The sequence below is a fragment of the Eubacterium sp. AF15-50 genome, from assembly GCF_934835595.1.
Lineage (GTDB): Bacteria > Bacillota > Clostridia > Lachnospirales > Lachnospiraceae > Eubacterium_G > Eubacterium_G segne.
Window position 1 is genome coordinate 1 of the sequence record NZ_CAKVZL010000025.1, and the last position, 25343, is coordinate 25343.

Here is a 25343-nt window from a genome sequence, read left to right on the forward strand (position 1 = left end):
GGATATGTGTAAGGCAATTGATGACATGATGAAGGATGCAAGAGAAGAGGAACATAAGGTAATGCAGAAAAAATTAGATGAAAAGCAGAGTCAGTTGGACGAAAAGCAGAACCGATTAGACAAATATGAAAAAGAAATAGAGGAATTAAAGAGGCAGCTTGCCGAGAAACAGACAGCCTAAAAGACATAATTATTAGAACAAAGTTATAGAATTCAAATCCCGATTTAGGGGGATGGTCCTATAACTTTTTTCATACAATAGGTTGTAAAAAAATAATGTAAAAATTTTTCAAAAAATGATGGACAAGAGTTGTGTTTGTGATAGAATAAAATTAGTTTTGAAAGTAGATATTTGGGTATGAATGCTACTACAAAATTGAAATTTAATGTATGAATCAAAGGAGAAAAACGGTGAGGAAAACAGTAAGAAAAATCATGGCATTAGTGCTAATGGGAGTTGCAACTTTCGGCTTGGTTGCATGTGGTAGTGTTGAAGAAAAAACGGGTATTGAAACAAGTGGGAATGATGTTATGAAAATGTCAGGTGAAAAATCACAAATCCATTTAACACAGACAAAAGAAACAGATGCAGGTTTTGAAGTGCCTGATCCTAAAAAGACAAATGGAACAGTTGAGGTTGTTATTCACAAATGTCAATATGCAGAAGAAACTGACGCCACATTTTGCACGGAAAAAAAGGATGAACCAACGTATGATTTATCCTATCTTGGATTTAAGGATAGGGTATATATCACTAACGCTACTGTAGGTAATATTAGCGGAGAAGGGGAATGTCTTGTATTAGTTATTGATGAAAACAAAAATGTGGATATTAATGAAAATTATGCTTATATTGCAGTGCTGGATTATAAAAACAAGAAAAGTTATCTGACAAGGACTGACATATTTGCAGGTTTGGGTGGCAGAGACGAACAGTTGAATCTGTGGGATGTTACGGGAGACGGTAAAGATGAAGTGATTTTGTCCAGCGAACCTAATATGCATGTTGACTGGAATCTTTATGAATTCACAGGTAAGGAATTAAAAAGAATATACAGTAATGTTGAGACGGCAGAGTTGGAGAGAGATGCATTTCGTGTCGAATTGTTGGACGATTATAAAATGAAAATCACAGGAGTTAAATTTAATTATGAGCAGATAATTTCTCTTTTAGATTTAGGATGCCAAAAAAGTGAATTGGAATATGTAGATCCAAATGATTTGGATAGATCAGATAATCAGGCTGCCCGTGTTTACAAAGAAGGCAAACTTGGAATGACTGAAGAAGATACAGCCGGTGCATTGAGTTTACATGCTTTAATGGCAGAAACATGGGATAACCATTATGCGGAATATGATTATTTCAAAGAAAGAAATGATGATAAAACAATCAGGACTTCACTGAGGATTACTATTGGCTCTAAAGAGATTGGTAAGCTGAACGTGTATTTAAAATATGATGCGGAAACTGATTCACTGGTGATTGGCAGGGCAGAATTTGTAGGAGAAAAGTAGGGAGAAAACAAAATGAAAAAGATAGCATTAGTAACTATTTTATCAGCATTAGTGATAACTTTAATAGGATGTGGTACATCAAAGAACAAGGTTGAAAACGACACTTCTGAAAAAATAACAGTGAACTATAAAAATGAAATTAAAAAATTAACTGATAAAGAAGTGTTTAAAATGGTTGTGGACGATTTTGATGAGGATGGAGAGGAAGAGGCATTTGCATTAACAAAGGGCAAACAGAACGGAGATGAAAGTGAGTTTGAACTTTGGTTCTTAAATTCGAAGGAAAGCAAAAAATTAGCAGATGCATTCATAGCTACAAGTGACACGTCAATTGAAACAATCAATCTGGGGCATAAGTATGTGCTTTTTAATGAGGTACAGGTGAGACAGAATGATGAAATGAAGACCATAATATATGGAGTGGAAAAATATCAGGCAGTCGAATTGTATTCTAAAAATAGAATTAATTTATTCGTAGAAAATAATGAACTGTACGCATATAACTATTCATATTATGAATTACAATCCGATTTTAAGGACTGGATGAGTTTGTCTCAACAGAAATATCATTTTAAATGGGATGATAATTCGAAGACATGTAAGGAATACGAGGCTAAAGAAATATCAGAAGAGGAATTCTTTAAAATGTTAAATGCTAAGAACGTAAAGGAAAAAATTGACGATGAAATTAAGAATAAATATTCCAAAACTCTTGAAAATGTAAAATATACTTATTTACTGAGAGAAGATGACACAGTGGATGTTAATATGTTGGTGGAATTAAAGGACAAAAGTCAATATAAGTATTATGTAACGGTTTCATGCAAGGATAATACTTTGGAAACGGACGTGAATATTCTTGAAGGAAACAAAGAGTTAAAATTAAATATTTAAATTGAAATATATGTGAGCTGTTTCTTCAGAGTTTTGTAAGCTTTAAAGAAGCAGCTTTTTTATACGTTATTTTCTAAAATTCAAAATGTATTTCCAATGATTAGTGGCTAGTCATACTGCCTGCAATTTGGTACAATAGCCATATGAGTGAGTTTAATTTTTCAGAGGAATTGAAGAAAATGCCGGAAACGCCGGGAGTTTATCTTATGCATGATAAACGGGACGACGTTATATATGTAGGTAAGGCAGTTAATTTAAAAAGGCGGGTAAGTTCATATTTTAGGGAAAGCACTAAGAAGAGCCTGAAAATTCAGTCAATGGTTTCAAATATCAAAAGGTTTGAATATATATTGACAGATTCCGAATTAGAGGCTCTCATTTTAGAGTGTAACCTTATAAAAGAATATAGACCAAAGTACAACACCATGCTTATGGATGACAAGACTTATCCATATGTCATGGTTACTTTGCGTGAAGATTATCCGAGAATACTTTTAGCCCGAAGAATGAAAAAAGACAATAATAAATATTTTGGCCCCTTTACCAGTGCCGGGGCAGTTCGTGACACCATAGATTTATTACAGAAAATGTATAAAATCAGAAATTGTAATAAAACCATAATAGATAATAGAAAACCATGGGAGGAACAGGAGAATAAAAAGGAAGTTCCCCATGTTAATGGACGACCTTGTTTGTACTATCATATTGGGCAATGCGATGGAGCGTGTCAGGGATATATATCGAAAGAAAAATATCGGGAGAATGTAGATAAGGCAATAAAATTTCTAGAGGGTAATTACAGAGACACCATCAAGGAACTAGAGGAAAAGATGCAAAAGGCATCGGCAGAACTGGATTTTGAAAAGGCTATGGAGTGCCGTGATTTAATAAACAGTATTAACCACGTGGCAGGTAATCAGAAAATAACAACCCATCAATTTGAAGACAGAGATATTATTGCATATGCAGAAGAGGGAAATGATGCAGTGGTTCAGGTATTTTTTGTGAGAAACGGAAAACTCATAGGAAGGGAACATTTTTATCTGACAACAGTTCCGGGAGATACGGGAAGGGACATTCTTACGAGCTTTATCAAACAATATTATATAGGAACACCTTTTATTCCCCACGAATTACTGGTACAGGAGGAGGTAGAAGAGCCGGAATTATTATCAAAATTGCTTAGCAGAAATCAGAATTATACTGTTAAAATAGTAAATCCTAAAAAGGGAAGTAAGGAAAAGTTAGTGGAACTGGCAGCTAAGAATGCTGAAAATCTGTTAGAGCAAAACAAGGAAAAATACAGACGTGAGCAGAGAAAGACCACAGGTGCAGTTCATGAAATAGAGGAACTTACGGGAATTACCGGAATTCACAGAATGGAGTCATATGATATATCAAATACCAATGGATATGAATCTGTGGCATCCATGATTGTGTATGAGGACGGCAAACCAAAGAGAAATAACTATCGAAAGTTCAAAATTAAATCCGTAAAGGGACCGGACGATTACGCCAGCATGGAAGAGGTTCTTACAAGACGTTTTAAACATGGTTTGGAAGAGCGTGAGAAACTGGATTTAGAAGACGGTGATTACAATATGGGAAGTTTTAGTAAGTTTCCGGATGTGCTTTTAATGGACGGAGGAAAAGGACAGGTAAATGTAGCTCTTAAAGTTCTTGACAATTTAGGAATAAATATTCCTGTATGTGGAATGGTTAAGGATGACAATCATAGAACAAGAGGTTTATATTATAATAATGTGGAAATACCAATAGATAGCCATTCTGAAGGTTTTAAACTTATTACAAGAATACAGGATGAAACCCACAGATTTGCCATTGAATATCATAGAAGTCTTAGAAATAAAGGACAGGTACATTCTATTTTAGATGATATTCCGGGAGTGGGACCTACAAGGCGAAAAGCACTTATGAGACATTTTAAAACTCTGGAAAATATCAGAACTGCCACGGTGGAGGAATTGGAGAAAGCACCATCTATGAATGAAAATGTAGCTAAGGATGTATATAAGTTCTTTCACTAAATTTAAAAATAATGTGTACAAAAAAATGCCCGGATGATATTATATCAGACAGGAGTAAAGTTATAAAATATTAATAATAACAGGAGAGGAGAGCATAAAATGGAATCAGATATCAGCATCAAATTTACAAAGATTGTAGAGTATTACAAACTTACAAATCATACACCATCAGTGGATACAGATAAAATTAAGATTACCATACCGGAAGTAAACAGACCGGCATTACAGCTGGCAGGCTTTTTTGAACATTTTGATAAAGAAAGAGTTCAGATTATTGGAAATGTGGAATGTGCATTTTTAGATAACATGGAAAGAAAAAACAGACAATGGGTGTATGAGAAACTGATGAGCAGCGGTATACCGTGTCTTATTCTTTGTCGTGGCAATAAGCCGGATGAGGATATGATTGAAATTGGAGCAAAGCATGGAGTTCCTATTTTATCAACAGATATGGCTACATCCAGATTTAACGCTGAACTGTCAAGATGGTTAAATGTTGAACTGGCACCTTGCATTACAAGACATGGAGTTTTGGTGGATGTTTATGGTGAAGGTGTGCTGATTATGGGTGAAAGCGGAATTGGAAAAAGTGAAGCAGCCCTTGAACTGATAAAGAGAGGACATCGTTTAGTTACAGATGATGTGGTGGAAATCAGAAAAGTAAGTGATGAAACATTGATTGGAACATCACCTGAAATAACCAAGCATTTTATTGAACTTCGAGGCATTGGAATTATTGATGTTAAGGCATTGTTTGGTGTTGAAAGTATTTTGGATACGGCAAACATTGATATGGTTATTAAACTGGAAGAGTGGGATAGAGAAAAAGAATATGACAGAATGGGTCTTGTGGACAATTACATTGAATTTCTGGGAAATAAAGTAGTGTGTCACTCCATTCCTATCAGACCGGGACGAAATCTTGCAGTTATTGTTGAGTCAGCGGCGGTTAACCACAGACAGAAGAGAATGGGATATAATGCGGCACAGGAATTATATAACCGTGTAGAAAAAAATATGAAGAAAGCAACAGAAGACGATGAATAAAATAATTTAGGAGGAAAAAATGAAAGAGTATTGTTTTGGAATTGATGTTGGAGGAACTACAATAAAGATAGGTTTCTTTAAAAATAATGGAGAAGTTTTAGATAAGTGGGAAATTACTACAAGAACAGAAAATTTTGGTGAAAATATTCTTGCAGATATATGTGAGGCTTTAGAGGGTAAATTAGTAAAAGAAGGCATCAGCCTTGATGAAATAGAAGGTATTGGAATTGGACTTCCGGGACCTGTTTTAGCAGATGGAACAGTTTTACAGTGTGTAAATTTAGGATGGGGAACTTTCAATGTTGAACAGAAGCTTTCTGAAATGTTCCATGGTATTAAGGTTAAAGCCGGAAATGATGCAAACGTAGCCGCCCTTGGTGAAGCATGGAAAGGTGGCGGAAAAGGTTATGATGACATTGTAATGATTACTCTTGGAACCGGTGTAGGTGGCGGAGTCATTATTAATGGTAAGATTCTTACAGGCTACAATGGTGGTGCAGGAGAAATCGGACATATGCATATGCAGGATGGAGAAGAGGAACAGTGTAATTGCGGAAGACATGGATGTCTGGAGCAGTATGCATCTGCCACAGGAGTTGTACGACTTGCAAAGAGATATATGGCAGCTCATAGTGACGAAAAATTAAATGAATTCGGGGAAAATATTACAGCTAAGGATGTTTTTGATTTGGCAAAAGAAGGAAACGAAGGTGCAATAACCATAACAAAGCAGATGGGCAACTATCTTGGAAAGGCCATGTCAAATATTGCAGCGACAGTAAATCCACAGGCGTTTATCATAGGTGGAGGAGTAAGTAAGGCAGGTTCATACCTTATTGATGTTGTAAAGGATACATATAGGGAAACATGTTTTTCAGCATGTGGAGATGCAGCAGTTCATTTGGCAGAATTGGGAAATGATGCAGGAATGTTTGGTTCAGCAGCATTAATAATAAAATAATTTGTTAGGAGTGATTTTTTCATGACACAGCAGTTAATAGACAGATTAAAGGAAATTGTTGGAGAAGAATTTGTTAAGGAAAACGAAAATATGGCAAAGCACTGTACCTTTAAGTGCGGTGGAAATGCAGCCCTTTACGTAATTCCGGGGTCAATAGATGAATTAGTGGATACAGTAAAGGCATGCAGAGCGGAAAATGCACCATATATGGTTATAGGTAACGGAAGTAATATCCTTGTAAGAGATGAGGGATATGATGGCATAATAATTGAAGTAAATTCAAGGATTAATACCATAGATGTTATCGGAGAGGAAATTGTGGCAGATGCCGGAGCCAAATTATCAGCAATTGCCATGACGGCAGCAGTAAATGACTTAGGTGGTTTTGAATTTGCCCATGGAATACCGGGAAATGTAGGCGGAGCCGTTGTTATGAATGCAGGGGCTTATGGTGGTGAAATGAAGGATGTAATTAAGTGGGTAAAGGTTTTAGACAGGGATGGAAATGTCAGAAAACTAGATATATCAGAGCTTGATATGGGATATAGAACCAGCAGAATTGCAAAAGAAGGAATGATAGTTCTTCAGATGTGCATTGGCTTATTTATAGGAACTTCAGAGGAAATCAGTTTGATTATGCAGATGCTTATGCAAAAGAGAAAGGCAAAGCAGCCGTTGGAATTTCCAAGTGACGGAAGTTCATTCTAAAGGCCTGAGGGCTATTTTGCCTGAAAGCTTTTTGAATATGCTGGTATTTAAGGCTACAGGGTAGGCGGTGCCATGGTTTCAGAAAAGCATTGTGGATTTGTTATTAATTACAGTAATGCAACGGCAACTGATGTTTTGCAGGTTATAAATGACGTGGAGAAAACTGTAAAAGAGAAATTTAATGTTACATTAGAACCGGAAGTTAAAATTATTTAAAGGGAGACAGCAATGCGGTTTGTTATAGTTACAGGAATGTCAGGAGCCGGAAAAATTACGGCTCTTAAGATATTCGAGGATAATGGATATTATTGTGTAGACAATTTGCCTATAGATTTAATAGAAAATTTTGCTGATTTACTGTTTAGTCAGACCAGCGAAAAAAACAAGGTTGCCATTGGAGTTGATATAAGAAGTGGCAACAATTTAGACAGAATAAATGAAGTATTGGAAAATCTGCGTATTAAGGACCAGAATTATGAGATTCTGTTTTTAGACTGCAATAACAGCACTTTAATTAAGCGTTTTAAAGAAACAAGAAGAAGCCATCCTATGGGTGATGCGGACAGTGTTGAAAATGAAATTAACACAGAAAGAAAAAAGCTTGCATTTTTAAGAAAGCAGGCAGACTATATTATTGATACCAGCAATCTTCTTGTGAGAAATTTAAGAACTGAAATTGAAAAGATTTTTGTTATGAATAAGGAATACAGAAACCTTTTTGTAACAATAATGTCTTTTGGCTTCAAATTTGGAGTGCCGGCAGACTGTGATTTGGTTTTTGATGTGAGGTTTTTGCCTAACCCTTATTATATTCCGGAGTTAAAGCATAAAACCGGTGAAGATAAGGAAGTGCAGGATTTTGTATTAGATTCGGAAGTATCTAGGGAATTTTTAGAGAAACTTACGGATATGGTAAAATTTTTGATTCCTAATTACATAGATGAAGGAAAAAACCAGCTGGTTATTGGAATAGGATGTACCGGAGGACATCACAGGTCAGTAACCGTGGCGAAGGAATTGTACAAGCAGCTTGACAGCGCAGATGCAGGATACGGCATCAGAATAGCCCATAGGGATATTACCAGATAAAATCATGGAGGAAAATATTATGAGTTTCTCCCAAGAGGTGAAAGAAGAGTTAGCCACTCACATAAGTAGTGCAATGCATTGTAAGATTGCAGAGACTGCGGCTATTTTATCCATGTGTGGAAGTGTTGCCATTGACGAAAATGGAAAGTATTCCGTGAGATTCCGTACTGAAACCAAGGTAACGGCAGATAAGCTTAAGCAGCTTTTATGGAAAACTTTTCGTATTGAGACAGAAATTGTATCAAGAAATAATGCATATTCAAAAAGTCAAAAGACATATACTATTACCATAAAGGAACATGATGAGGCGTTAAAAGTTTTGCAGGCAACGAAACTGATTAATTCTTATGGTGATATAGAGGAGAATTTATCAATAACAAATAATGTTATTATAATGAAGGACTGTTGCAAACGTGCCTTTATCAGAGGGGCGTTTATGGCAGCAGGTTCCATTAATGATCCTCAGAAATCCTACCACTTTGAGATAAAGTGTAGCAGTGATAAAAAGTCGGAACAAATAATAAATTTACTTAAAAATTTCAATATTGAAGCGAAAACAGTTGCAAGAAAAGGTCATTTTGTGGTATATATCAAAGAAGGCGAAGGAATTATTAATGTTTTAAATGTTATGGAGGCTCACGTTGCTTTAATGAAAATGGAAAATATCCGTATTCTTAAGGATATGAGTAACTACTATAACAGGCAGGTTAATTGTGAAACTGCAAACATTAAAAAGACGGTTTCTACTTCTATAAGACAGATTGATGACATAAATATGATTATAGAAAAAAAAGGTTTGTCGTATTTACCTGAAAAATTACAGGATATTGCTACTGTCAGAGTGGAAAATCCTGATGCTTCATTACAGGAGCTAGGGGAAATGCTGGACCCGCCATTAGGAAAGTCGGGAGTTAATCATCGGTTAAGAAAGATTTGTCGTATTGCAGACGAATTGAGGGATTAACTGCTGAAAATTTGGTCCCATTGCAAATGAATTAAGGGAATGACCCTTTAGAAAGGAAGTATAAAATGACAACAAAGGACATTACGATTGATATCAAGCAGGGTGTGGAAGCTAGCCCGGTGGCTAAATGTGTACAGGTTGCAAGCCAGTTTGAAAGTAAAATCTATGTTGAGTACGAGACAAAGAAGGTTAATGCAAAGAGCATTATGGGAATGATGGCTTTAGGACTTGTGCCGGGACAGACAGTAAAGGTTTCTGCAGATGGTGCAGATGAGGCACAGGCAATAGAAAGCATAGAAAAATATTTAGGAAACAAAAATTAAGAAATTAAATTAGAGTAAAATAAAACGAGCCGGCTTAGGGTTGATAAAGTCAACTATGGAGCCGGTTCTTTTTATCATGGACAAAAGGGTGTAATGATGTTGTTATATCAGGAAAACTAAAAAATAACAGAATATACAAAAAAATGGACACTTGAAAAAATATGTGAAAAATAAGATACTAATACTAACAAATGAAAAGCAAAAAAATATTATTAGCATATTAACTATCTTTGAATGTTTTTCTCTATATAATTTTTTAAAACCCCGGGTCTTTTAAGGCCTGGGGTTTTAAAATGCAGTAATTATTATAAAAAAGCGGAAATATGAACCTAAGAATTTTATAACCAAATGGAAGGGAAACTGTGTTATACTTGTATTTAGAATTGACGGTGTAGAAAATATGCATGGGCATAAAGACAGGAAAGCAGGTATATATGAGTTTTACACATTTACACGTCCATACAGAGTTTAGTTTGTTAGACGGTTCAAGTAAAATAAAAGAAATAACTAAGAGAGCTAAAGAATTGGGAATGGATAGTCTTGCCATTACAGACCATGGCGTAATGTATGGGGCAATAGATTTTTACCGTGCGGCGTTGGCTAACGGCATAAAACCCATAATAGGTTGTGAGGTGTATGTAGCTCCCGGTTCAAGATTTGATAAAGAAGCAAATGCAGGTGAGGACAGGTACTATCACCTTATTTTGCTTGCAGAAAATAATAAAGGATATGCTAATTTATGCAAAATAGTATCTAAGGGATTTGTAGATGGTTTTTACTATAAGCCCAGAGTAGATTATGAAGTATTAAGGGAGTTTCACGAAGGAATTATATGCCTTAGTGCCTGTCTTGCAGGAGAAGTCCAGAGATTTCTTGCAAGAGGGGATTATCAGGCAGGAAAAGAGGCAGCACTTAGATACTTAGATATATTTGGTAAGGATAATTATTTTTTGGAATTACAGGATCATGGTATTCCGGAACAAAAAACTGTTAATCAGCAGCTTTTAAGATTAAGTGATGAATTGGGAGTGGACTTAGTATGTACCAATGACGTTCATTACACTTATGCAGATGATGTGGAAGCCCACGATATTTTATTGTGTATTCAGACAGGAAAAAAGAAGTCTGATGAAGACAGAATGAGATATGAAGGGGGACAATACTATTTAAAATCTCCTGAGGAAATGGCGGATTTATTTAAGTATGCTCCCCAGGCTTTGGAAAATACAGAAAAAATAGCTAAGCGTTGTAATGTAACCTTTGAATTTGGAGTAACTAAAATCCCAAGTTTCCCTGTCCCAAAGGGGTATACATCATGGACATATTTAAAGGAATTATGTGAAAATGGTTTACATAAAAGATATCCGGTGTTTAAAGGTGAAAAGGACGAAAACTGTAAGCTTTCCAGGGAAGAATTAGAAGACAGACTTAATTATGAACTTAATACAATAAAAAGTATGGGTTACATTGAATATTTCCTTATTGTATGGGATTTTATTCATTTTGCCAAATCCAGTGGAATTGCCGTAGGCCCGGGAAGAGGCTCTGCAGCAGGAAGCATTGTGTCTTATTGCCTTGAGATTACAGATATAGAGCCAATGAGATATAATCTGATTTTTGAGCGATTCCTTAATCCTGAAAGAGTTTCCATGCCTGATATTGACGTGGACTTCTGTATTGAAAGAAGACAGGAAGTTATTGATTATGTAGGAAGAAAATATGGAAAAGACCATGTGGCACAGATTGTAACCTTTGGAACACTGAAGGCAAAGGGAGTAATACGTGATGTGGCCAGGGTACTTGATATGCCTTATGCCCAGGCAGATGCCATTGCCAAAATGATACCAAATGATCTCCATATGACTCTTGATATAGCATTAAAGCAAAGCAAGGAATTAAGGGATTTATATGAAGGGGATTCGGATGTAAAGTATCTTATTGATATGTCAAAAAGACTTGAGGGACTCCCAAGACACGCATCCATGCACGCGGCGGGAGTTGTTATTTGCGGAAAGCCGGTAGATGAATATGTACCTTTGTCCAGAGCCTCAGACGGCTCCATAACTACCCAGTACATAATGACAACATTAGAGGAACTGGGACTTTTGAAAATGGACTTTTTAGGTCTTAGAAACCTTACGGTTATACAAAATGCCCTAAGATTCATTAAGAAAAACAGAGGTCTTGATATTTATTTAAACAAAATAGATTATTCAGATAAAAATGTACTTCACTATATTGGTACCGGAAATACAGAAGGAATATTCCAGCTAGAAAGCAGCGGAATGAAAAGCTTCATGAAGGAATTAAAACCTGAAAGCCTTGAAGATATTATAGCGGGAATTTCTTTGTACAGACCGGGACCGATGGATTTCATTCCAAAATATATTGAGGGAAAAAATAATGCAGACAGCGTAACCTACGATTGTCCTCAACTTGAGAGTATATTAGAGCCAACCTACGGATGTATCGTTTATCAGGAACAGGTAATGCAGATAGTCCGTGACCTGGCAGGATTTTCTCTGGGACGAAGCGATTTGTTAAGAAGAGCAATGTCAAAGAAAAAAGCGGATGTTATGGCAAAAGAACGAAAGGTTTTTGTTTACGGTGACGAGTCAGAAAACATCAAGGGATGTGTAAACAATGGAATAAGCGAGTCAATTGCCAATAAAATATACGACGAAATGACGGTTTTTGCTCAGTACGCCTTTAATAAGTCCCATGCTGCGGCATATGCTGTGGTTACATACCAGACAGCGTACCTTAAATACTATTATACTGCTGAATTTATGGCAGCGATGTTGTCGTCAGTTATGGATATGACTGACAAGGTAGCAGAATATGTATATTCCTGTCGCTCCATGGGAATAAAAATTTTGCCACCGGACATAAATGAAGGTGAAAGCGGATTTTCAGCTAAAGGAGACAGTATCAGATATGGTCTTACAGCAATAAAAAATGTAGGAAAAGCTGTTATCGACAATATAGTAGCTGAAAGAGAGGCTCGTGGAATATATAAAGACCTTGAAGATTTCATTTCAAGGACAGCACCTCTTGGAGTAAATAAAAGAGCCATTGAAAATTTCATTAAGGCGGGAGCCTTTGATTCATTTGGTGCCACGAGAAAGCAGATGATGATGGTTTATGTTCAGATTGTGGACAGTGTAAACCAGGATAAAAAAGATACCATGCAGGGACAAATGTCATTGTTTGACATTGCCGATGAGGACCAGAAAAAGAATTACAAAATGCAAATGCCAAATGTTGGTGAATATGATAATGACCAGAAGCTTGAATTTGAAAAGGAAGTTATTGGAATATATGCCAGTGGTCATCCTCTATCTGACATGGAAGAAAAGTGGAAACGTGTTATTACAAACATGAGTCTTGATTTTGCTGTTCCTGAAGAAGGGGAAAGTTATAAAATAAAGGACAAAAGCCGGGTTACGGTAGGAGGAATAATAACCACTGTAACGAGAAAATTCACAAAGCGTGGAGATCAGATGGCGTTTTTAACTTTGGAAGATTTAGTGGGAACTGTGGAAATCGTTGTTTTTCCAAGAGAATTTGATAAATATAGGGAAATTCTAATGGAAGGCAGAAAAATATTTATCACAGGAGAGGCAGATATACAGGAAAATGCTCCGGGAAAGGTTAAGGCAAGTGAAATAAAAGAGTTTGTTCAGGTTCCGTCAGAGCTTTGGATAGCCTTTAAGGATAAGGAAGCCTATATTGCCGGGGAACAGAAGTTAATCAGTCTTTTATCTGAAAATAAAGGAAATGACAGAGTTATGATAGCATTGGCGAAGGAGCGTCAGAGAAAAATGATGCCGGCACAGTACAGAGTAGATGCCAATAAGAATTTTGTTGAAAAATTAAAGGAAATCTACGGAGAGGATTTAGTAAAGCTTCTCCAGTAAAAAATGGGAGATTAGGATATGCTAATTACATCAGCTACAAATGCTCATATAAAAAATATTATAAGTCTTAAAGAAAAGTCTAAAGTGCGAAAATCCACCGGGTTGTTTACGGTAGAAGGCATTAAGATGTTTTTGGAGGTCCCAAGGGACGAACTGAAAGAGATTTATGTTTCAGAAAGTTTTGAAAAAGAAAACAAGGACAGTCTTAAAGGCTATAGCTACAATATAGTAAGTGATAACATATTTAAAAAAATATCAGATACTGTTACACCGCAGGGAGTTTTAGCCATAGTAAAGCAAAAAAAATATACCGTAGAGGATATAATTGAAAAACGTAATAAAAATGGCAGCTGTATTGTGGTATTAGACCGGTTGCAGGATCCGGGAAATTTGGGAACAATTGTGAGAACCGGTGAGGGAGCAGGAATTTCAGGCATAATAATGAGCAGTGATTGTGCAGATATATATAACCCAAAGGTAATACGTTCAACTATGGGTTCCATATTCAGGGTTCCTTTTGCCATTTCCCATAATTTGCCGGAGGACATAGATAAGTTAAAACAAAGGGGTATTACAACCTACGCAGCACATCTAAAGGGGGATTTGTACCATAACGGTGTGTTTAACAGGGATGTTGCACTGCTAATTGGCAACGAGGCAAGGGGCCTTAGTCAGGAAGTGTCACAAAAGGCGGATAGGCTTATAAAGATACCTATGGAAGGAAAGGTGGAATCATTAAATGCAGCAATTGCCACGGCAATTCTTATGTATGAAGCAAAAGCTGTCAGGGACAAAATACAATAGATGAAATATAATTAACATAAAAATAACCGGGCATTAACGATTTGAAATCGTTAGAACCCGGTTATTTTTGGTTATAATTAATAGGCAATAGAAGCCAGCTTCTCAACAGCATGATCTGCAATAATTACTTCATAATGCTCATTAAGATATGCCGGTTTAAAAGCCGTCACATCTTCGGTCCTGCCGTATTCTGAAATAAGTCCTCTGGCCCTTGCTACAAAAAATTCGTCTTTTGAAGTAAAAAGAACGTTAAGATAATATCTGCCATCTAAAGGAGACTTATATAGGGAACTTTCACCTGAAAATTCATCATTTAAAATTCCTGCTAAATCAATTAAAACATTCAAATCATCATAAGAAGAAAGAAGATGGACTGAATATTCCTCTAATTTAGGCTGATTATTATCTTTATCTAAAGAAGATTCCTCATCTAAAGGAGCTTCGTCATCGTAGTCATCTAAAGAATCCTCTATTATTTCATCAAAATAATCAAGTTCAACCCCTGCATCACCAAAATGTGCATATAAGCTTTCCTTAATTTTTTCCTTTAATTCCTCAGGAAAACCGTTGGAAAACAATGAAGGATAGTGATGACCATCCTCATCCTGATTAGGGACCTTAGTTATAACCAGAACAATACCATCAGAAGGAATCGGTGTGGCTTCCACCATTAACGGAATGTTACTAACATCAAAACCGAAATCGTCATTTGCCTGACGCATCATGTCCTGAAAAAGTTCTTTAATCTTCATGGAACCGTATGCCAACTCACTTATTGTAATGTCACGATCCTCAAGGTCCTCCCTGGTTAAGGTACAGCGAATCTGATTGTCATTGATTTTTTCAATTTTCATAAAAATCACCTCTCATTCGAATAGATTCGTTATAATACAAAAACATTTATGATACTAGTATATCCAATAAACCTAAAAGTGTAAAGATTTTAGGTTAGCAATATCTTACAAGTACAATATATATACTGTAAAAATGTACAAAGTATGACAAAATTTTTAAAAATGGTAACAGCTCAGCCATGCGATACAGTTACAGCTCAGCCATCCCGGCTCGAATCCGCAGGCATAGCTGTTACAAAAAATAGGTTGCAATATATAAACAATATGATATAATCGGTTTAAGGTTAAATGAATAATACGGAAACATAGCATAACAATAACTAAAATTAGTATTTCACAAGAAAGTTTATGGTTTCCCCATGAATGTAGACTTCTGTACTATTATAGTGCAGAAGTTTTCATATGTAAGGGAAAATACTGTATGCAGTCTTTTTTATTTATGGTATGATAAAAGTGTTATGTTCCATTTATGGTACATTTCCGACGAAATGCCTCTGATTAAAGGTAGGGACATTACATTTATTATAAGGAGGAATTACAGTGAGAAAAAACGTAAGATATATTGCACTTACCGCATTAGTGATTTCAGCGTTTGTTTTATCAGGATGTGATATGTTTAGAAAGACTAATGATGGAAAAGTGGATTTAAAATGGTATATGGGACTTACCTATGAAGATGATAATGGCAAGGATGTTAATTACACTACCAAAAGCGGTGACAGTGTAGTGGCAGTTGCATTAGAGGATAAATATAGCGAACAGTACGGAATTATGAAGGATGCAGATGTATTTGTAAGCATTGATATGGTTAAAGACAATATAGACCCAAGATTTTACTATGATAAAAGCAATGGGAGTTTAATGTTTACCAACGCAACAACTTCCTATGAAATGCCTCTTAATGAAAATGTTATAGACAAGGAAAAGGTTAATTATACAACCTGCATTAAAGAAAATAAAAAATGCTATATAAATATAGAAACCGTTAAAAAATTTGTAGATATTAATTATAAATTAACTAAGGCAGAAGGTGATGCACCGGCTATTTTAAGTATTACATATAAAAGTGGAAAGAAAAATATAATGACTACTGACAGTAATATTGAAATGCGTACTAAAGGTGATTACCAGAACCTTATAGTAAAAGAAATTTCAAAGGGAACAAAGGTTACAGTTATAGAAAGTGGCAAGAACTGGGATAAAGTACGAACAGAAAACGGCTATATCGGATACATTCCCGTATCGGAGTTAAATGATAGTGGAACTCAGGAGGTTTCATTTAAAAATGACGATGATACATACACTCATGTAACATTAGATACAAAGGTGAGTCTGGCATGGAATCAGATATATAATCAGAATGCCAATAACAACTTTGATGAACTGACAGCAAATGTTAAAGGGGTAAATGTTATTTCCCCTACATGGTTTTCATTGGTGGATAAAAACGGAAATCTGTCATCCCTTGCAGATTTAAATTATGTGGAAAAAGCCCATAAAAAGGGAATGCAGGTGTGGGCGTTAGTTAATGACTTTACAGACAGGAAACTTACAAAGAAGGTATTAACATCAACTGCTCTTAGAAAGAAATTTATTAACAATATAATGTATTTTGCAGACAGTTATGAACTAGACGGCGTTAATATTGACTTTGAATATATAACAGAAGAGATTATTGATGACTATCTTCAGTTCCTTAGGGAATTATCCATTGAGTGTAGGGCTGCTAAAAAAGTTCTTTCGGTAGATAATTATGCACCATCTAAATGGAGTGCCTATTATGACAGAAAGCAGCAGATTAAATTAGTGGATTATTTGATTATAATGAATTATGATGAACATACTTCTGCAAGTGATGAGGCAGGTTCAGTGTCATCTATGTCTTATGCACAAAATTCAATTAAAGATACTTTGGAAGAAACAGGAAATTCTGACAGAGTAATAAATGGAATGCCGTTTTATACAAGAATCTGGGAAACAAAAAGTGAAGAGGATGGCAATGCAGATGGTTCAGGAAAGCTTATTGAAGATGCAGCAAATGGAAATTATTATTTATCAAGCAAGGCTGTTGGAATGAATGCCGCAAAGAAAGAATACAAGGCTGCAGGAGTTAAGCCGGCTTTTGACGAAACTACAGGACAGAATTTTGTAACGTATACAAAGGGAAGCAGTACTTTCATGATTTGGCTTGAGGATGAAACATCAGTTAAGTCAAGGCTGGAATTAATGAATAAGTACAAATTAGGAGGAGCTGCTTACTGGTCATTAGGTCAGGAAGAGGACGGCATCTGGAAAACAATTTCAGAATATTTTAAATAATAGTCATAATTTACATTTTTGCCTCATATAATTCAGTGAAGGAGTGAGGCAAAAATGAATAATAGGAAGTTATTGTATATTTATTATTATGTAAACGGAAGAAAAGTAAGGAATGTAGGATTTGTGGAGTGTAAGGAAAAGGACACTACCTGTAAATTTAATCTTACTTTAAAAATACCAAAGGGATATCTTGCAGAGTTTGTTAATATTTATTTATATCGTTATGGAAGTAAGAAGGGATACAAAATTGGTTCCTTAAATCCTGTGGTGGAAAATTCCATGTACACCATAAAGGTAGATAAGAATGAATTAGAACAAAACGGATTTTCCATGGAGGAAATAGCAGGAATATACATATTTAGTAATGAGTACGAAGGTGGAGAATTCAGGGCTGATATGGAGGAAGGCAAAAGAGCCGGTTATCAGGTAAGATATGTGGGATAAATATGTTAAAAGTTTATATAAAATATCAGATGGAATATTAAGATGAAAGAAAAGTACATGAGAGAGGCAATAAAGCAGGCAAAAAAGGCATGGGATATTGGTGAGGTACCTATAGGATGCGTTATTGTATATAAGGATAAAATAATAGGCAGAGGCTATAACAGAAGAATGGTTGACAAAAATACTTTAAGCCATGCCGAGTTAAATGCCATAAAAAAGGCCAGTAAAAAGCTTGATGACTGGAGGCTTGATGATTGTGAGATGTATGTTACCACCGAGCCGTGCCAGATGTGTGCAGGAGCCATAGTTCAGGCAAGAATAAAAAAAGTATATATAGGATGCATGAATCCAAAGGCAGGATGTGCAGGCTCTATTATGAATCTGTTGCAGGTGGACAAATTTAACCATCAGGTAGAGATTGAAAAGGGCATATTAGAAGAAGAATGCAGCAGCCTTTTAAAGGATTTTTTTAGAAATCTTAGAAAATCATAGTTGACAAAGAAAAAGTCATTGGGTTATACTGTATTTCTGACAAATGAATTTGTTATAACACTTCCGTGCAGCCGGGGAGGTAGCGGCGCCCTGAACCTGCAATCCGCTATAGCAGGGGTGATGGTTTGTGTCGGGTATATCTTGTAGGGCTGCCCTTTATAAGTGATGTTGACGTCCGGGTCTTATGCAACGGGGTCCTGTGAACCGTGTCAGGTCAGGAATGGAGCAGCACTAAGCAGATCATCTCGTGTGACATGAGGGTGCCTGGACCGAGTTAACTGTAAAGGTAACGCTTATGGGATATTCACAAAGCAAACCGCACGGATTAATAAAATAAAACATATAAGGGAGTTAGAACATTAACAGTTATTTAGCTGTTTGGTTTTAACTCCCTTTTTGTATACTTAGTTTTATTCATTTAATTCTCACGAAAAATACACCTTATTAACACCGGACAGACAAAAACACGACTTGAAGAGCAGCTTACTAAATTGCAGGAACAGCTTACTCAGGCACAGTCAGCATATGAACAGGCAGTGGAAAATGAGGAAAATACCAATAAGCAAAATTCCAACAGCATTGACAATGCATCAGATAGTGTGGAGGATACCGGAAAATGGGAGAAGATTAACCGATTTGAGCTTAAATCAGCTCCCGCTGCATACTTAAAAATTGAACCCTCAGGAGATATGGTGGAAATATATTCACCGGACGATAATAATGGATATTGCCGTGTAGATAAAAGTTATTATAAGATTCCAACAGAGGTATATGATTACATAATGAGTAAAATTAAATAAAGACATATAAGTGTCAATATACTTAATAAAAATATAGAAAAGTTTTCCAACGTCTTGTATGGAAAACTTTTTTGGTTTATAATGATTCCAAAGGCGCAATAGGTGTAGTGCGCCCAAAATCTAAAAAAACATTTTTGCGTGAATATTACGAAGGGAGAAAACATGTCTTATACAGCATTATACAGAAAATTCAGACCTACATCATTTGAGCAGGTTAAAGGGCAGGATCATATAGTACAGACTCTTAAAAATCAGATTAATGCTAACAGAATAGGACATGCATATCTTTTTTGTGGAACACGGGGAACAGGAAAAACAAGTGTGGCGAAGATTTTTGCCAGAGCTGTAAACTGTGAACACCCTATAGATGGAAGCCCGTGCAATGAATGTGAAACGTGTCGGGCAATTAATTCAGGCAGTGCAATGAATGTAGTTGAAATAGATGCGGCATCAAACAACGGTGTAGATAATATTCGTCAGATAAGAGACGAAATCCAATATACACCGGCTAATGGAAAGTATACCGTGTACATTATCGACGAGGTGCATATGTTATCCATTGGTGCTTTTAATGCACTTTTAAAAACATTAGAGGAACCACCGTCATATGTAATGTTTATTTTGGCTACTACAGAACCCCATAAAATACCAATAACTATTTTATCAAGGTGCCAGAGATATGATTTTAAAAGAATCACCATAGATACAATAGCTGCCAGACTTACGGAATTAATGGAAAAGGAAGGCATAGATGTAGAGGATAAGGCTATCAGATATGTGGCAAAGGCAGCGGATGGCTCCATGCGTGATGCTCTTAGTCTTTTAGACCAGTGTATAGCGTTTTATCTGGGACAGAAGCTCACCTACGAAAATGTGTTAGAGGTTTTAGGGGCAGTTGACAATGAAATTTTCAGCAGACTTACCAGAAGTATTATTGCAGGGAATGTTACTGAATGTATTAACATATTAGATGAAATGGTTATGCAGGGAAGAGAACTAGGGCAGTTTGTCAGTGATTTTATATGGTACCTGCGTAATTTAATGCTTATAAAGACTTCTGACGGAACAACGGATTTTATAGATGCTTCGGCAGAACGTATAGAGGCATTAAAGGAAGAAGCATCAATGGTTGAGACAGATGTAATAATGAGATATATACGGGTGTTCTCAGAACTTGCCGGTCAGATAAAATATGCTTCAAATAAAAGAGTGCTGATAGAAATTGCACTTATAAAACTAAATAAGCCTCAGATGGAAAATGATACGGCATCTCTAATTAACAGAATTTCTATTTTGGAAAACAAAATGGAAAAGGGAGATTTTGTGGCAAAGGTAGCTGTGCCTGCAACTGAGGAGAAGGTAGAAAGTAAACCTAAAAAAGTCTTTGACAAGCCTGTTCCGGCAGATATCCAGTATGTAGTGGATAACTGGGGAAAGGTAAAAAGACATATTTCAAATCCGTATAAGACATTTCTAAATGATGCCAGGTTTAGTGTCAAAGGGGATGATACCCTTCTTATAGTATTTAATCCGGGAGCTATCGGATATGAGGGCTGCAATAAACCTGAGATTATAGAAATGCTTAATAATATAATAAGTGAAGAAATTAATAAGCAGGTCAAGGTAGAAATGACAATGCTTGAGGGCAACCAGAATTTTGGAGATTATTTCCAGGAGGTTGTATTAAAGAATATTAATATGGAAGTAGTACAGGAGGATTTTTAAAATGGCAAAAAGAGGTGGATTTCCGGGAGGAATGCCGGGGAATATGAATAATATAATGAAGCAGGCACAGAAGATGCAGAAGCAGATGGAGGAAGCCCAGGCAGAACTTGAAGCTTCCGAATATACTGCAACAGCAGGTGGTGGAGCCGTTGAAGTTACAATTTCAGGTTCAAAGGAAATTACAAAAATTAAACTTGATCCGGAAGTTGTAGACCCTGATGACATTGAAATGTTAGAGGATTTAGTTATGGCAGCAGTAAATGAGGCCATAAGAAAAATGGAAGAAATGTCAACACAGAAAATGTCCAAAATTACCGGAGGATTAGGCGGACTGTTCTAATAGTTTGACTTAAAGAAAGAGGTAAGGACATTGGATTACTACAGTGGATATATAACAAAACTAATTGAAGAATTATCGACTCTTCCGGGAGTGGGTGCAAAAACCGCAGGAAGACTGGCATTTCATATTTTGGACATGCCCAAAGAGCAGGTAGAGGATATTGCAAATGCCATGATAAATGCCAAGGAAAATGTTAAATACTGTAAGACATGCTGTACCCTTACTGACCAGGATGAATGCCCTATTTGCAGTAGCAAGGAAAGAGACCATAAGACTATTATGGTAGTTGAGTCTACCAAAGATATGGCGGCATACGAAAAAGTCGGAGAGTATAAGGGAGTTTATCATGTACTTCACGGAGCAATAAATCCTATGGCAGGTATAGGACAAAATGATATCCGCTTAAAAGAGCTGTTTGAACGTCTGAAGGACGACGTAAATGAGGTGATTATTGCTACTAATTCCAGTGTGGAAGGTGAGGCAACAGCCATGTATATCAGCAAGGTTGTTAAGCCTTTGGGAATAAAGGTTACAAGAATTGCCAGCGGTGTTCCTGTAGGAGGAGATTTAGAGTGTATTGACAATGTAACATTGCTCAGGGCATTACAGGGACGAGTTACGGTTTAGAAAATGTAAGCATGGATAAATATTAAAATAAGAGGAATTCAAATGGACAAAAACGAGCAGAAGCTGAAATTAGAGGAAATAAAAAGAGCACTGCATGACAGGGATTACGAAGAGGCAGGTAAAATAGCAGATGCTTTGGATATAAAGAAAATTAAAGATAACAATTTACTTAACATCGTGGCAAATGCATATGAATTAAACCATAATTATGAGAAGGCAAAAGAAGTGCTTCTTACAGCCTATGAAAACACAAATACCGGTCGTCATATAGCGTATAAGCTATGTCTTTTGTCAATAAAGACAAAAGATTTTACCGCAGCTAAAGACTATTACGAAGATTTCGTGGAAATGGCACCTAGGGACACATCAAGATTTGTGCTTAAATACAAAATGGCAAAGGCACAGGAAAAGCCTATTGAAGAGTTAATTGGCATACTGGAGGAGTATGTTAATATTGACATGGAAGAAAGATGGGCATATGAATTAGCCAAACTGTATCACATAATCGGTGACAAGCAGAAATGTATTGATATATGTGATGAAATATGCCTTTGGTTTGCTGAGGGAAAATATGTATTTAAGGCAATGGATCTTAAGAAAATGTATAGCCCGCTAACCCCTGCACAGCAGGAAAAATATGATGAAAACAAGAAAAAAATAGCAATGGAAGCCGAAGCAGCTAAAAAGCATGCGGAGGAATTAAAGCCGTTAGATGTTAAAATGGATATTGTCCATGATATTCCTGAAATTAAGGTGGAACCACAAACTGCGGAGGAGGATATTCAGGCAGCAGTGGCAGACAGCGTGAAAGAGATTCTTGCAGACGAGAAGAAAGAACAGTCTAAGATGGCACAGAATAAGGAGACAGAGGACGAACTTTCGAAAACAAGAATTTTTGACAATACAGCTTCAGGTAATTTAGGAGAAACAAAGATTTTTCCTAAAATGAATGGCGATATGGAAGAGATTATATTAAAATCCGAAGAGGATGACTTAAACAATAAAACCATTGAAGAGTTAATGGAAGAGGCAGAAATAGCTGAACAGCCGGTAGATGAAGAAAAAATCGAGGAAGAGGTTTCAGAACTTGAAGAAGAGGATGAAACTGAAAAAGAGCCGGTAATGGAAGAAATAGTAACGGACTTAGAAGGTGAAAATGCAAAATCCCAAAGCAGGGAGGCTGATGAATCATCTTTGCAGTCAGAAGTTACAGAGGATAAGAAAGAACCGGAAGCAGAAAAAGATGAAGCACCGGAAATACAGGAAAAATCCCATTCGGAGGATTTGAAAGAAGAAACAGGGCCGGTACAGGAACAGAATGAAGCCGAAAATACCATTAGTGACATGAATGGAGTTGCGGATATATTAAGGAAACTTCAGGAAAGAGGCATATTAAAGGCGGATACTGTTAAGCAGGCTGTAAATATTATAGATGAGGCAACTTCTGCAAGAGAGGAGTTAGAGGAATCTCTAAAGGAAAAGGATGAATTGCTTCATTTTAACAGCGAAGATAATTTGCAGAAGGATGGACAGGTTGAAGAGGAGGTTATTGAGCCGGAAAATGAACCTGAGGCAGAGGTAAAACCACAGCCGGAAGTAGAAACCGAGCCTGAGGTAGAGATTGAAGCTGAACAGAAAGCAGAAATTGAGCCTGAGGCTAAAGCTGAACAGAAAGCACAATCTGAACCGGAAATTGAGCCGGAAACGGATGTAGAGCCTAAAGCCCAAAGGGAAGCACAGAATAATTTAGAACCGGAAGAAATAGAAGATGATATGGTAGCAGACCTTAAGATAGACAACTCAGGATTTGTTACCCAGGAACTTCCAACAGAAGATGAATTAAAATCTGCTGTCAGAGAAACTGAAAATCAAAAGTCAGAGGCAACAAAGGCTGAAAAGCCGGGCTTGAATTTAAAGGTTAAAAATGCTACATCAGCAAGTATAGAAATTCTTTCAGGAGCAGGTATTGTAGAAGAAGGAAAATTAGAAATCAAGGTACCTGACATGGTAGAAGAGGAAAAGCCGGATGAAAATTTAAGCCAATCACCTGAAGTATTAGAAGAGCCGAAGGAAGAGGAAGAAGAAGTGACACCGGAGGTAACGGAAGAACCGGAAGATAAACAGGCAAAACCGGATGATACAAAGGAAGAAGTAAAAGAAGGAAATACTGACAAGGCTATAGTAAGGAAAAAGGCAAAGCCGATATATAATGAGGAGATTCTGCCTACTGATAAGACTAATGGAGATTCTGCAGAGGACGTAGAGCCTGAAATAGTTTTAACAGAGGAAGAACTGTCAGCCTTTAAAAACTATCTTAATGTGGAAGGATTTGACACCAATATAAGGGATGTTTTAAAGGATTTAATTATTAATTACAAGCCTAATGGAAATTCAGCAGAGGGCAATGTAGTTATTATGGGAAGTGAAAAGACGGGTAAAACCACACTTGCCATAGAAATTATTAAGCTTGTAAATAAAAAGCGTGGCAGAAGAAACAGAAAACTGGCAAAAATAGATGCTGTGGCACTTAACAGAAAAGGTTTTAGAACAGTGTTATCAAAGCTTCTTGGAAGTGATTTGATTATTGAAAATGCTGACAGGTTAGGACCTATGACATTAAGTGAAATAACAGATGTATCAGGTATGTTTACAGATGACATGATTATTATCTTAGAAGGCGAAACTGATGGAATGACAAAGATATTAAATGAATCCCAGAGGGCTGCAAGGGTATTTAATCATGTAGTTACCATAAGAGAATACGACATTAAGGAATGGGTAGAATATGGTAAACGCTATGCAAAAGACAAGGGATATGTTTTTGACGAGGTTGCAAACCTTGCATTTTATAAGGCTATAGATGACTTCTTTGGTGTAAATAAGGGAATTGGCAGAAGTGATGTTGAAAGCATTGTAGATGAGGCTATTTCTAAATCAAGAAGAATAGGAAGAAAGCTAAAGGGTATCTTCGCATCTAAAAAAGATGAGGAAGGTAATAACATATTGGTAGAATCAGATTTTAATGTATAAGAAAGGAAGAAACAATGGAAAATTTACAGTTAAAAAAGATTGCTAACGAAGTAAGGAAAAACATTGTTACAGGTCTTCACAGTGCAAAATCAGGACATCCGGGTGGCTCTTTATCAGCTGCTGACATGGTAACTTTCCTGTATTATGAGGAAATGAATGTTGATGCCAAAAATCCAAAAAATCCTAACAGAGACAGATTTGTTTTATCAAAGGGACATGCAGCACCTGTTTTATATGGAGTACTTGCTGAAAAAGGATTTATTCCAAAAGAAGATATTGTGACACTTCGTAAGCCGGATTCATATTTGCAGGGACATCCTGATATGAAGCATACTCCGGGAGTTGATATGTCATCAGGTTCATTAGGTCAGGGAGTATCTACAGCAGTAGGTATGGCATTGGCAGGCAAAATGGATCATAAGGATTACAGAGTATACAC

At 36.4% G+C, this 25343-nt stretch carries 21 protein-coding genes, 1 other RNA gene and 2 pseudogenes; 23 read left to right on the forward strand and 1 reads right to left on the reverse strand.

From position 1 onward, the window contains the following. The 13 genes and pseudogenes from Q5O73_RS04660 to Q5O73_RS04715 all read left to right on the forward strand — a co-directional run. Positions 1–181 (forward strand): annotated as a pseudogene (locus tag Q5O73_RS04660) (hypothetical protein); the annotation flags it as partial. 230 nt (positions 182–411) lie between these two features. Then, the gene (locus Q5O73_RS04665; protein WP_021951778.1) at positions 412–1515 is read left to right on the forward strand and encodes a hypothetical protein; all 1104 of its coding nucleotides are present in this window, start codon (positions 412–414) and stop codon (positions 1513–1515) included. A gap of 12 nt (positions 1516–1527) precedes the next feature. Then, positions 1528–2409: a hypothetical protein gene (locus Q5O73_RS04670; RefSeq protein ID WP_302669139.1), complete on the forward strand. Its 882-nt coding sequence runs from the start codon at positions 1528–1530 to the stop codon at positions 2407–2409. Between the two features lie 143 nt (positions 2410–2552). Further along, positions 2553–4457 (forward strand): excinuclease ABC subunit UvrC, encoded by a 1905-nt coding sequence (uvrC, locus tag Q5O73_RS04675; RefSeq protein ID WP_302669140.1) that lies wholly within the window; start codon positions 2553–2555, stop codon positions 4455–4457. Between the two features lie 99 nt (positions 4458–4556). After that, positions 4557–5504 (forward strand): HPr(Ser) kinase/phosphatase, encoded by a 948-nt coding sequence (hprK, locus tag Q5O73_RS04680; RefSeq protein ID WP_021951781.1) that lies wholly within the window; start codon positions 4557–4559, stop codon positions 5502–5504. A 19-nt stretch (positions 5505–5523) separates the two neighbouring features. Continuing rightward, positions 5524–6465, forward strand: a complete 942-nt coding sequence (locus tag Q5O73_RS04685) for an ROK family glucokinase (protein ID WP_302669141.1) — start codon at positions 5524–5526, stop codon at positions 6463–6465. 21 nt (positions 6466–6486) lie between these two features. Then, positions 6487–7173 carry an FAD-binding protein gene (locus Q5O73_RS04690; RefSeq protein WP_368076745.1) on the forward strand — a complete coding sequence of 229 codons (687 nt, stop codon included), beginning with the start codon at positions 6487–6489 and terminating at the stop codon, positions 7171–7173. A 63-nt stretch (positions 7174–7236) separates the two neighbouring features. Then, positions 7237–7389 (forward strand): annotated as a pseudogene (locus Q5O73_RS10650) (UDP-N-acetylenolpyruvoylglucosamine reductase); the annotation flags it as partial. A gap of 12 nt (positions 7390–7401) precedes the next feature. After that, positions 7402–8262: an RNase adapter RapZ gene (gene rapZ / locus Q5O73_RS04695; protein WP_186840521.1), complete on the forward strand. Its 861-nt coding sequence runs from the start codon at positions 7402–7404 to the stop codon at positions 8260–8262. Positions 8263–8281: 19 nt separating this feature from the next. Next, entirely contained in the window at positions 8282–9226 is a 945-nt protein-coding gene (whiA, locus tag Q5O73_RS04700; RefSeq protein WP_021951785.1) for a DNA-binding protein WhiA, read from the forward strand. 65 nt (positions 9227–9291) lie between these two features. Then, positions 9292–9549 (forward strand): HPr family phosphocarrier protein, encoded by a 258-nt coding sequence (locus tag Q5O73_RS04705; protein WP_021951786.1) that lies wholly within the window; start codon positions 9292–9294, stop codon positions 9547–9549. Positions 9550–9983: 434 nt separating this feature from the next. After that, positions 9984–13469, forward strand: coding sequence for a DNA polymerase III subunit alpha (locus Q5O73_RS04710; RefSeq protein ID WP_302669142.1), 3486 nt, complete (start codon positions 9984–9986; stop codon positions 13467–13469). Between the two features lie 18 nt (positions 13470–13487). Further along, positions 13488–14273, forward strand: coding sequence for an RNA methyltransferase (locus Q5O73_RS04715; RefSeq protein WP_302669143.1), 786 nt, complete (start codon positions 13488–13490; stop codon positions 14271–14273). A gap of 77 nt (positions 14274–14350) precedes the next feature. Here Q5O73_RS04715 and Q5O73_RS04720 read toward each other — a convergent pair whose 3' ends face one another. Beyond that, positions 14351–15127, reverse strand: coding sequence for an adaptor protein MecA (locus tag Q5O73_RS04720; protein ID WP_302669144.1), 777 nt, complete (start codon positions 15125–15127; stop codon positions 14351–14353). A 540-nt stretch (positions 15128–15667) separates the two neighbouring features. Here Q5O73_RS04720 and Q5O73_RS04725 point away from each other — a divergent pair. The 10 genes from Q5O73_RS04725 to Q5O73_RS04770 form a co-directional block, all read left to right on the forward strand. Further along, on the forward strand, positions 15668–17446 hold the full coding sequence (locus Q5O73_RS04725; RefSeq protein ID WP_021951790.1) for a glycosyl hydrolase family 18 protein: 1779 nt from the start codon (positions 15668–15670) through the stop codon (positions 17444–17446). Between the two features lie 54 nt (positions 17447–17500). Then, entirely contained in the window at positions 17501–17890 is a 390-nt protein-coding gene (locus Q5O73_RS04730; RefSeq protein ID WP_021951791.1) for a hypothetical protein, read from the forward strand. Positions 17891–17932: 42 nt separating this feature from the next. Continuing rightward, positions 17933–18382, forward strand: a complete 450-nt coding sequence (gene tadA / locus Q5O73_RS04735) for a tRNA adenosine(34) deaminase TadA (protein ID WP_021951792.1) — start codon at positions 17933–17935, stop codon at positions 18380–18382. A gap of 63 nt (positions 18383–18445) precedes the next feature. Next, positions 18446–18706, forward strand: an RNA gene (ffs, locus tag Q5O73_RS04740) — signal recognition particle sRNA large type. 167 nt (positions 18707–18873) lie between these two features. Then, entirely contained in the window at positions 18874–19182 is a 309-nt protein-coding gene (locus Q5O73_RS04745; RefSeq protein ID WP_302669145.1) for a hypothetical protein, read from the forward strand. A 162-nt stretch (positions 19183–19344) separates the two neighbouring features. Continuing rightward, a complete protein-coding gene (dnaX, locus tag Q5O73_RS04750) occupies positions 19345–20907 on the forward strand; it encodes a DNA polymerase III subunit gamma/tau (protein WP_302669146.1) in 1563 nt (520 codons plus the stop codon). A gap of 1 nt (position 20908) precedes the next feature. Further along, positions 20909–21247: a YbaB/EbfC family nucleoid-associated protein gene (locus Q5O73_RS04755; RefSeq protein ID WP_021951795.1), complete on the forward strand. Its 339-nt coding sequence runs from the start codon at positions 20909–20911 to the stop codon at positions 21245–21247. 30 nt (positions 21248–21277) lie between these two features. Next, positions 21278–21874 carry a recombination mediator RecR gene (recR, locus tag Q5O73_RS04760; RefSeq protein WP_021951796.1) on the forward strand — a complete coding sequence of 199 codons (597 nt, stop codon included), beginning with the start codon at positions 21278–21280 and terminating at the stop codon, positions 21872–21874. Positions 21875–21916: 42 nt separating this feature from the next. After that, a complete protein-coding gene (locus Q5O73_RS04765) occupies positions 21917–24904 on the forward strand; it encodes a hypothetical protein (RefSeq protein WP_302669147.1) in 2988 nt (995 codons plus the stop codon). A gap of 14 nt (positions 24905–24918) precedes the next feature. Further along, positions 24919–25343 (forward strand): 1-deoxy-D-xylulose-5-phosphate synthase N-terminal domain-containing protein (locus tag Q5O73_RS04770; RefSeq protein WP_302669148.1); only part of this gene is annotated, 425 nt, incomplete at its 3' end.

Bases quoted from the DNA above. Each gene is read 5' to 3' on its own strand.
- Q5O73_RS04755 (WP_021951795.1), top strand. From the start codon at position 20,909: ATGGCAAAAAGAGGTGGATTTCCGGGAGGAATGCCGGGGAATATGAAT.
- rapZ (WP_186840521.1), top strand. From the start codon at position 7,402: ATGCGGTTTGTTATAGTTACAGGAATGTCAGGAGCCGGAAAAATTACG.
- Q5O73_RS04720 (WP_302669144.1), bottom strand. From the start codon at position 15,127: ATGAAAATTGAAAAAATCAATGACAATCAGATTCGCTGTACCTTAACC.
- Q5O73_RS04765 (WP_302669147.1), top strand. From the start codon at position 21,917: ATGGACAAAAACGAGCAGAAGCTGAAATTAGAGGAAATAAAAAGAGCA.
- Q5O73_RS04710 (WP_302669142.1), top strand. From the start codon at position 9,984: ATGAGTTTTACACATTTACACGTCCATACAGAGTTTAGTTTGTTAGAC.
- Q5O73_RS04730 (WP_021951791.1), top strand. From the start codon at position 17,501: ATGAATAATAGGAAGTTATTGTATATTTATTATTATGTAAACGGAAGA.
- whiA (WP_021951785.1), top strand. From the start codon at position 8,282: ATGAGTTTCTCCCAAGAGGTGAAAGAAGAGTTAGCCACTCACATAAGT.
- dnaX (WP_302669146.1), top strand. From the start codon at position 19,345: ATGTCTTATACAGCATTATACAGAAAATTCAGACCTACATCATTTGAG.
- Q5O73_RS04690 (WP_368076745.1), top strand. From the start codon at position 6,487: ATGACACAGCAGTTAATAGACAGATTAAAGGAAATTGTTGGAGAAGAA.
- tadA (WP_021951792.1), top strand. From the start codon at position 17,933: ATGAAAGAAAAGTACATGAGAGAGGCAATAAAGCAGGCAAAAAAGGCA.
- hprK (WP_021951781.1), top strand. From the start codon at position 4,557: ATGGAATCAGATATCAGCATCAAATTTACAAAGATTGTAGAGTATTAC.
- Q5O73_RS04670 (WP_302669139.1), top strand. From the start codon at position 1,528: ATGAAAAAGATAGCATTAGTAACTATTTTATCAGCATTAGTGATAACT.
- Q5O73_RS04705 (WP_021951786.1), top strand. From the start codon at position 9,292: ATGACAACAAAGGACATTACGATTGATATCAAGCAGGGTGTGGAAGCT.
- uvrC (WP_302669140.1), top strand. From the start codon at position 2,553: ATGAGTGAGTTTAATTTTTCAGAGGAATTGAAGAAAATGCCGGAAACG.
- Q5O73_RS04685 (WP_302669141.1), top strand. From the start codon at position 5,524: ATGAAAGAGTATTGTTTTGGAATTGATGTTGGAGGAACTACAATAAAG.
- Q5O73_RS04715 (WP_302669143.1), top strand. From the start codon at position 13,488: ATGCTAATTACATCAGCTACAAATGCTCATATAAAAAATATTATAAGT.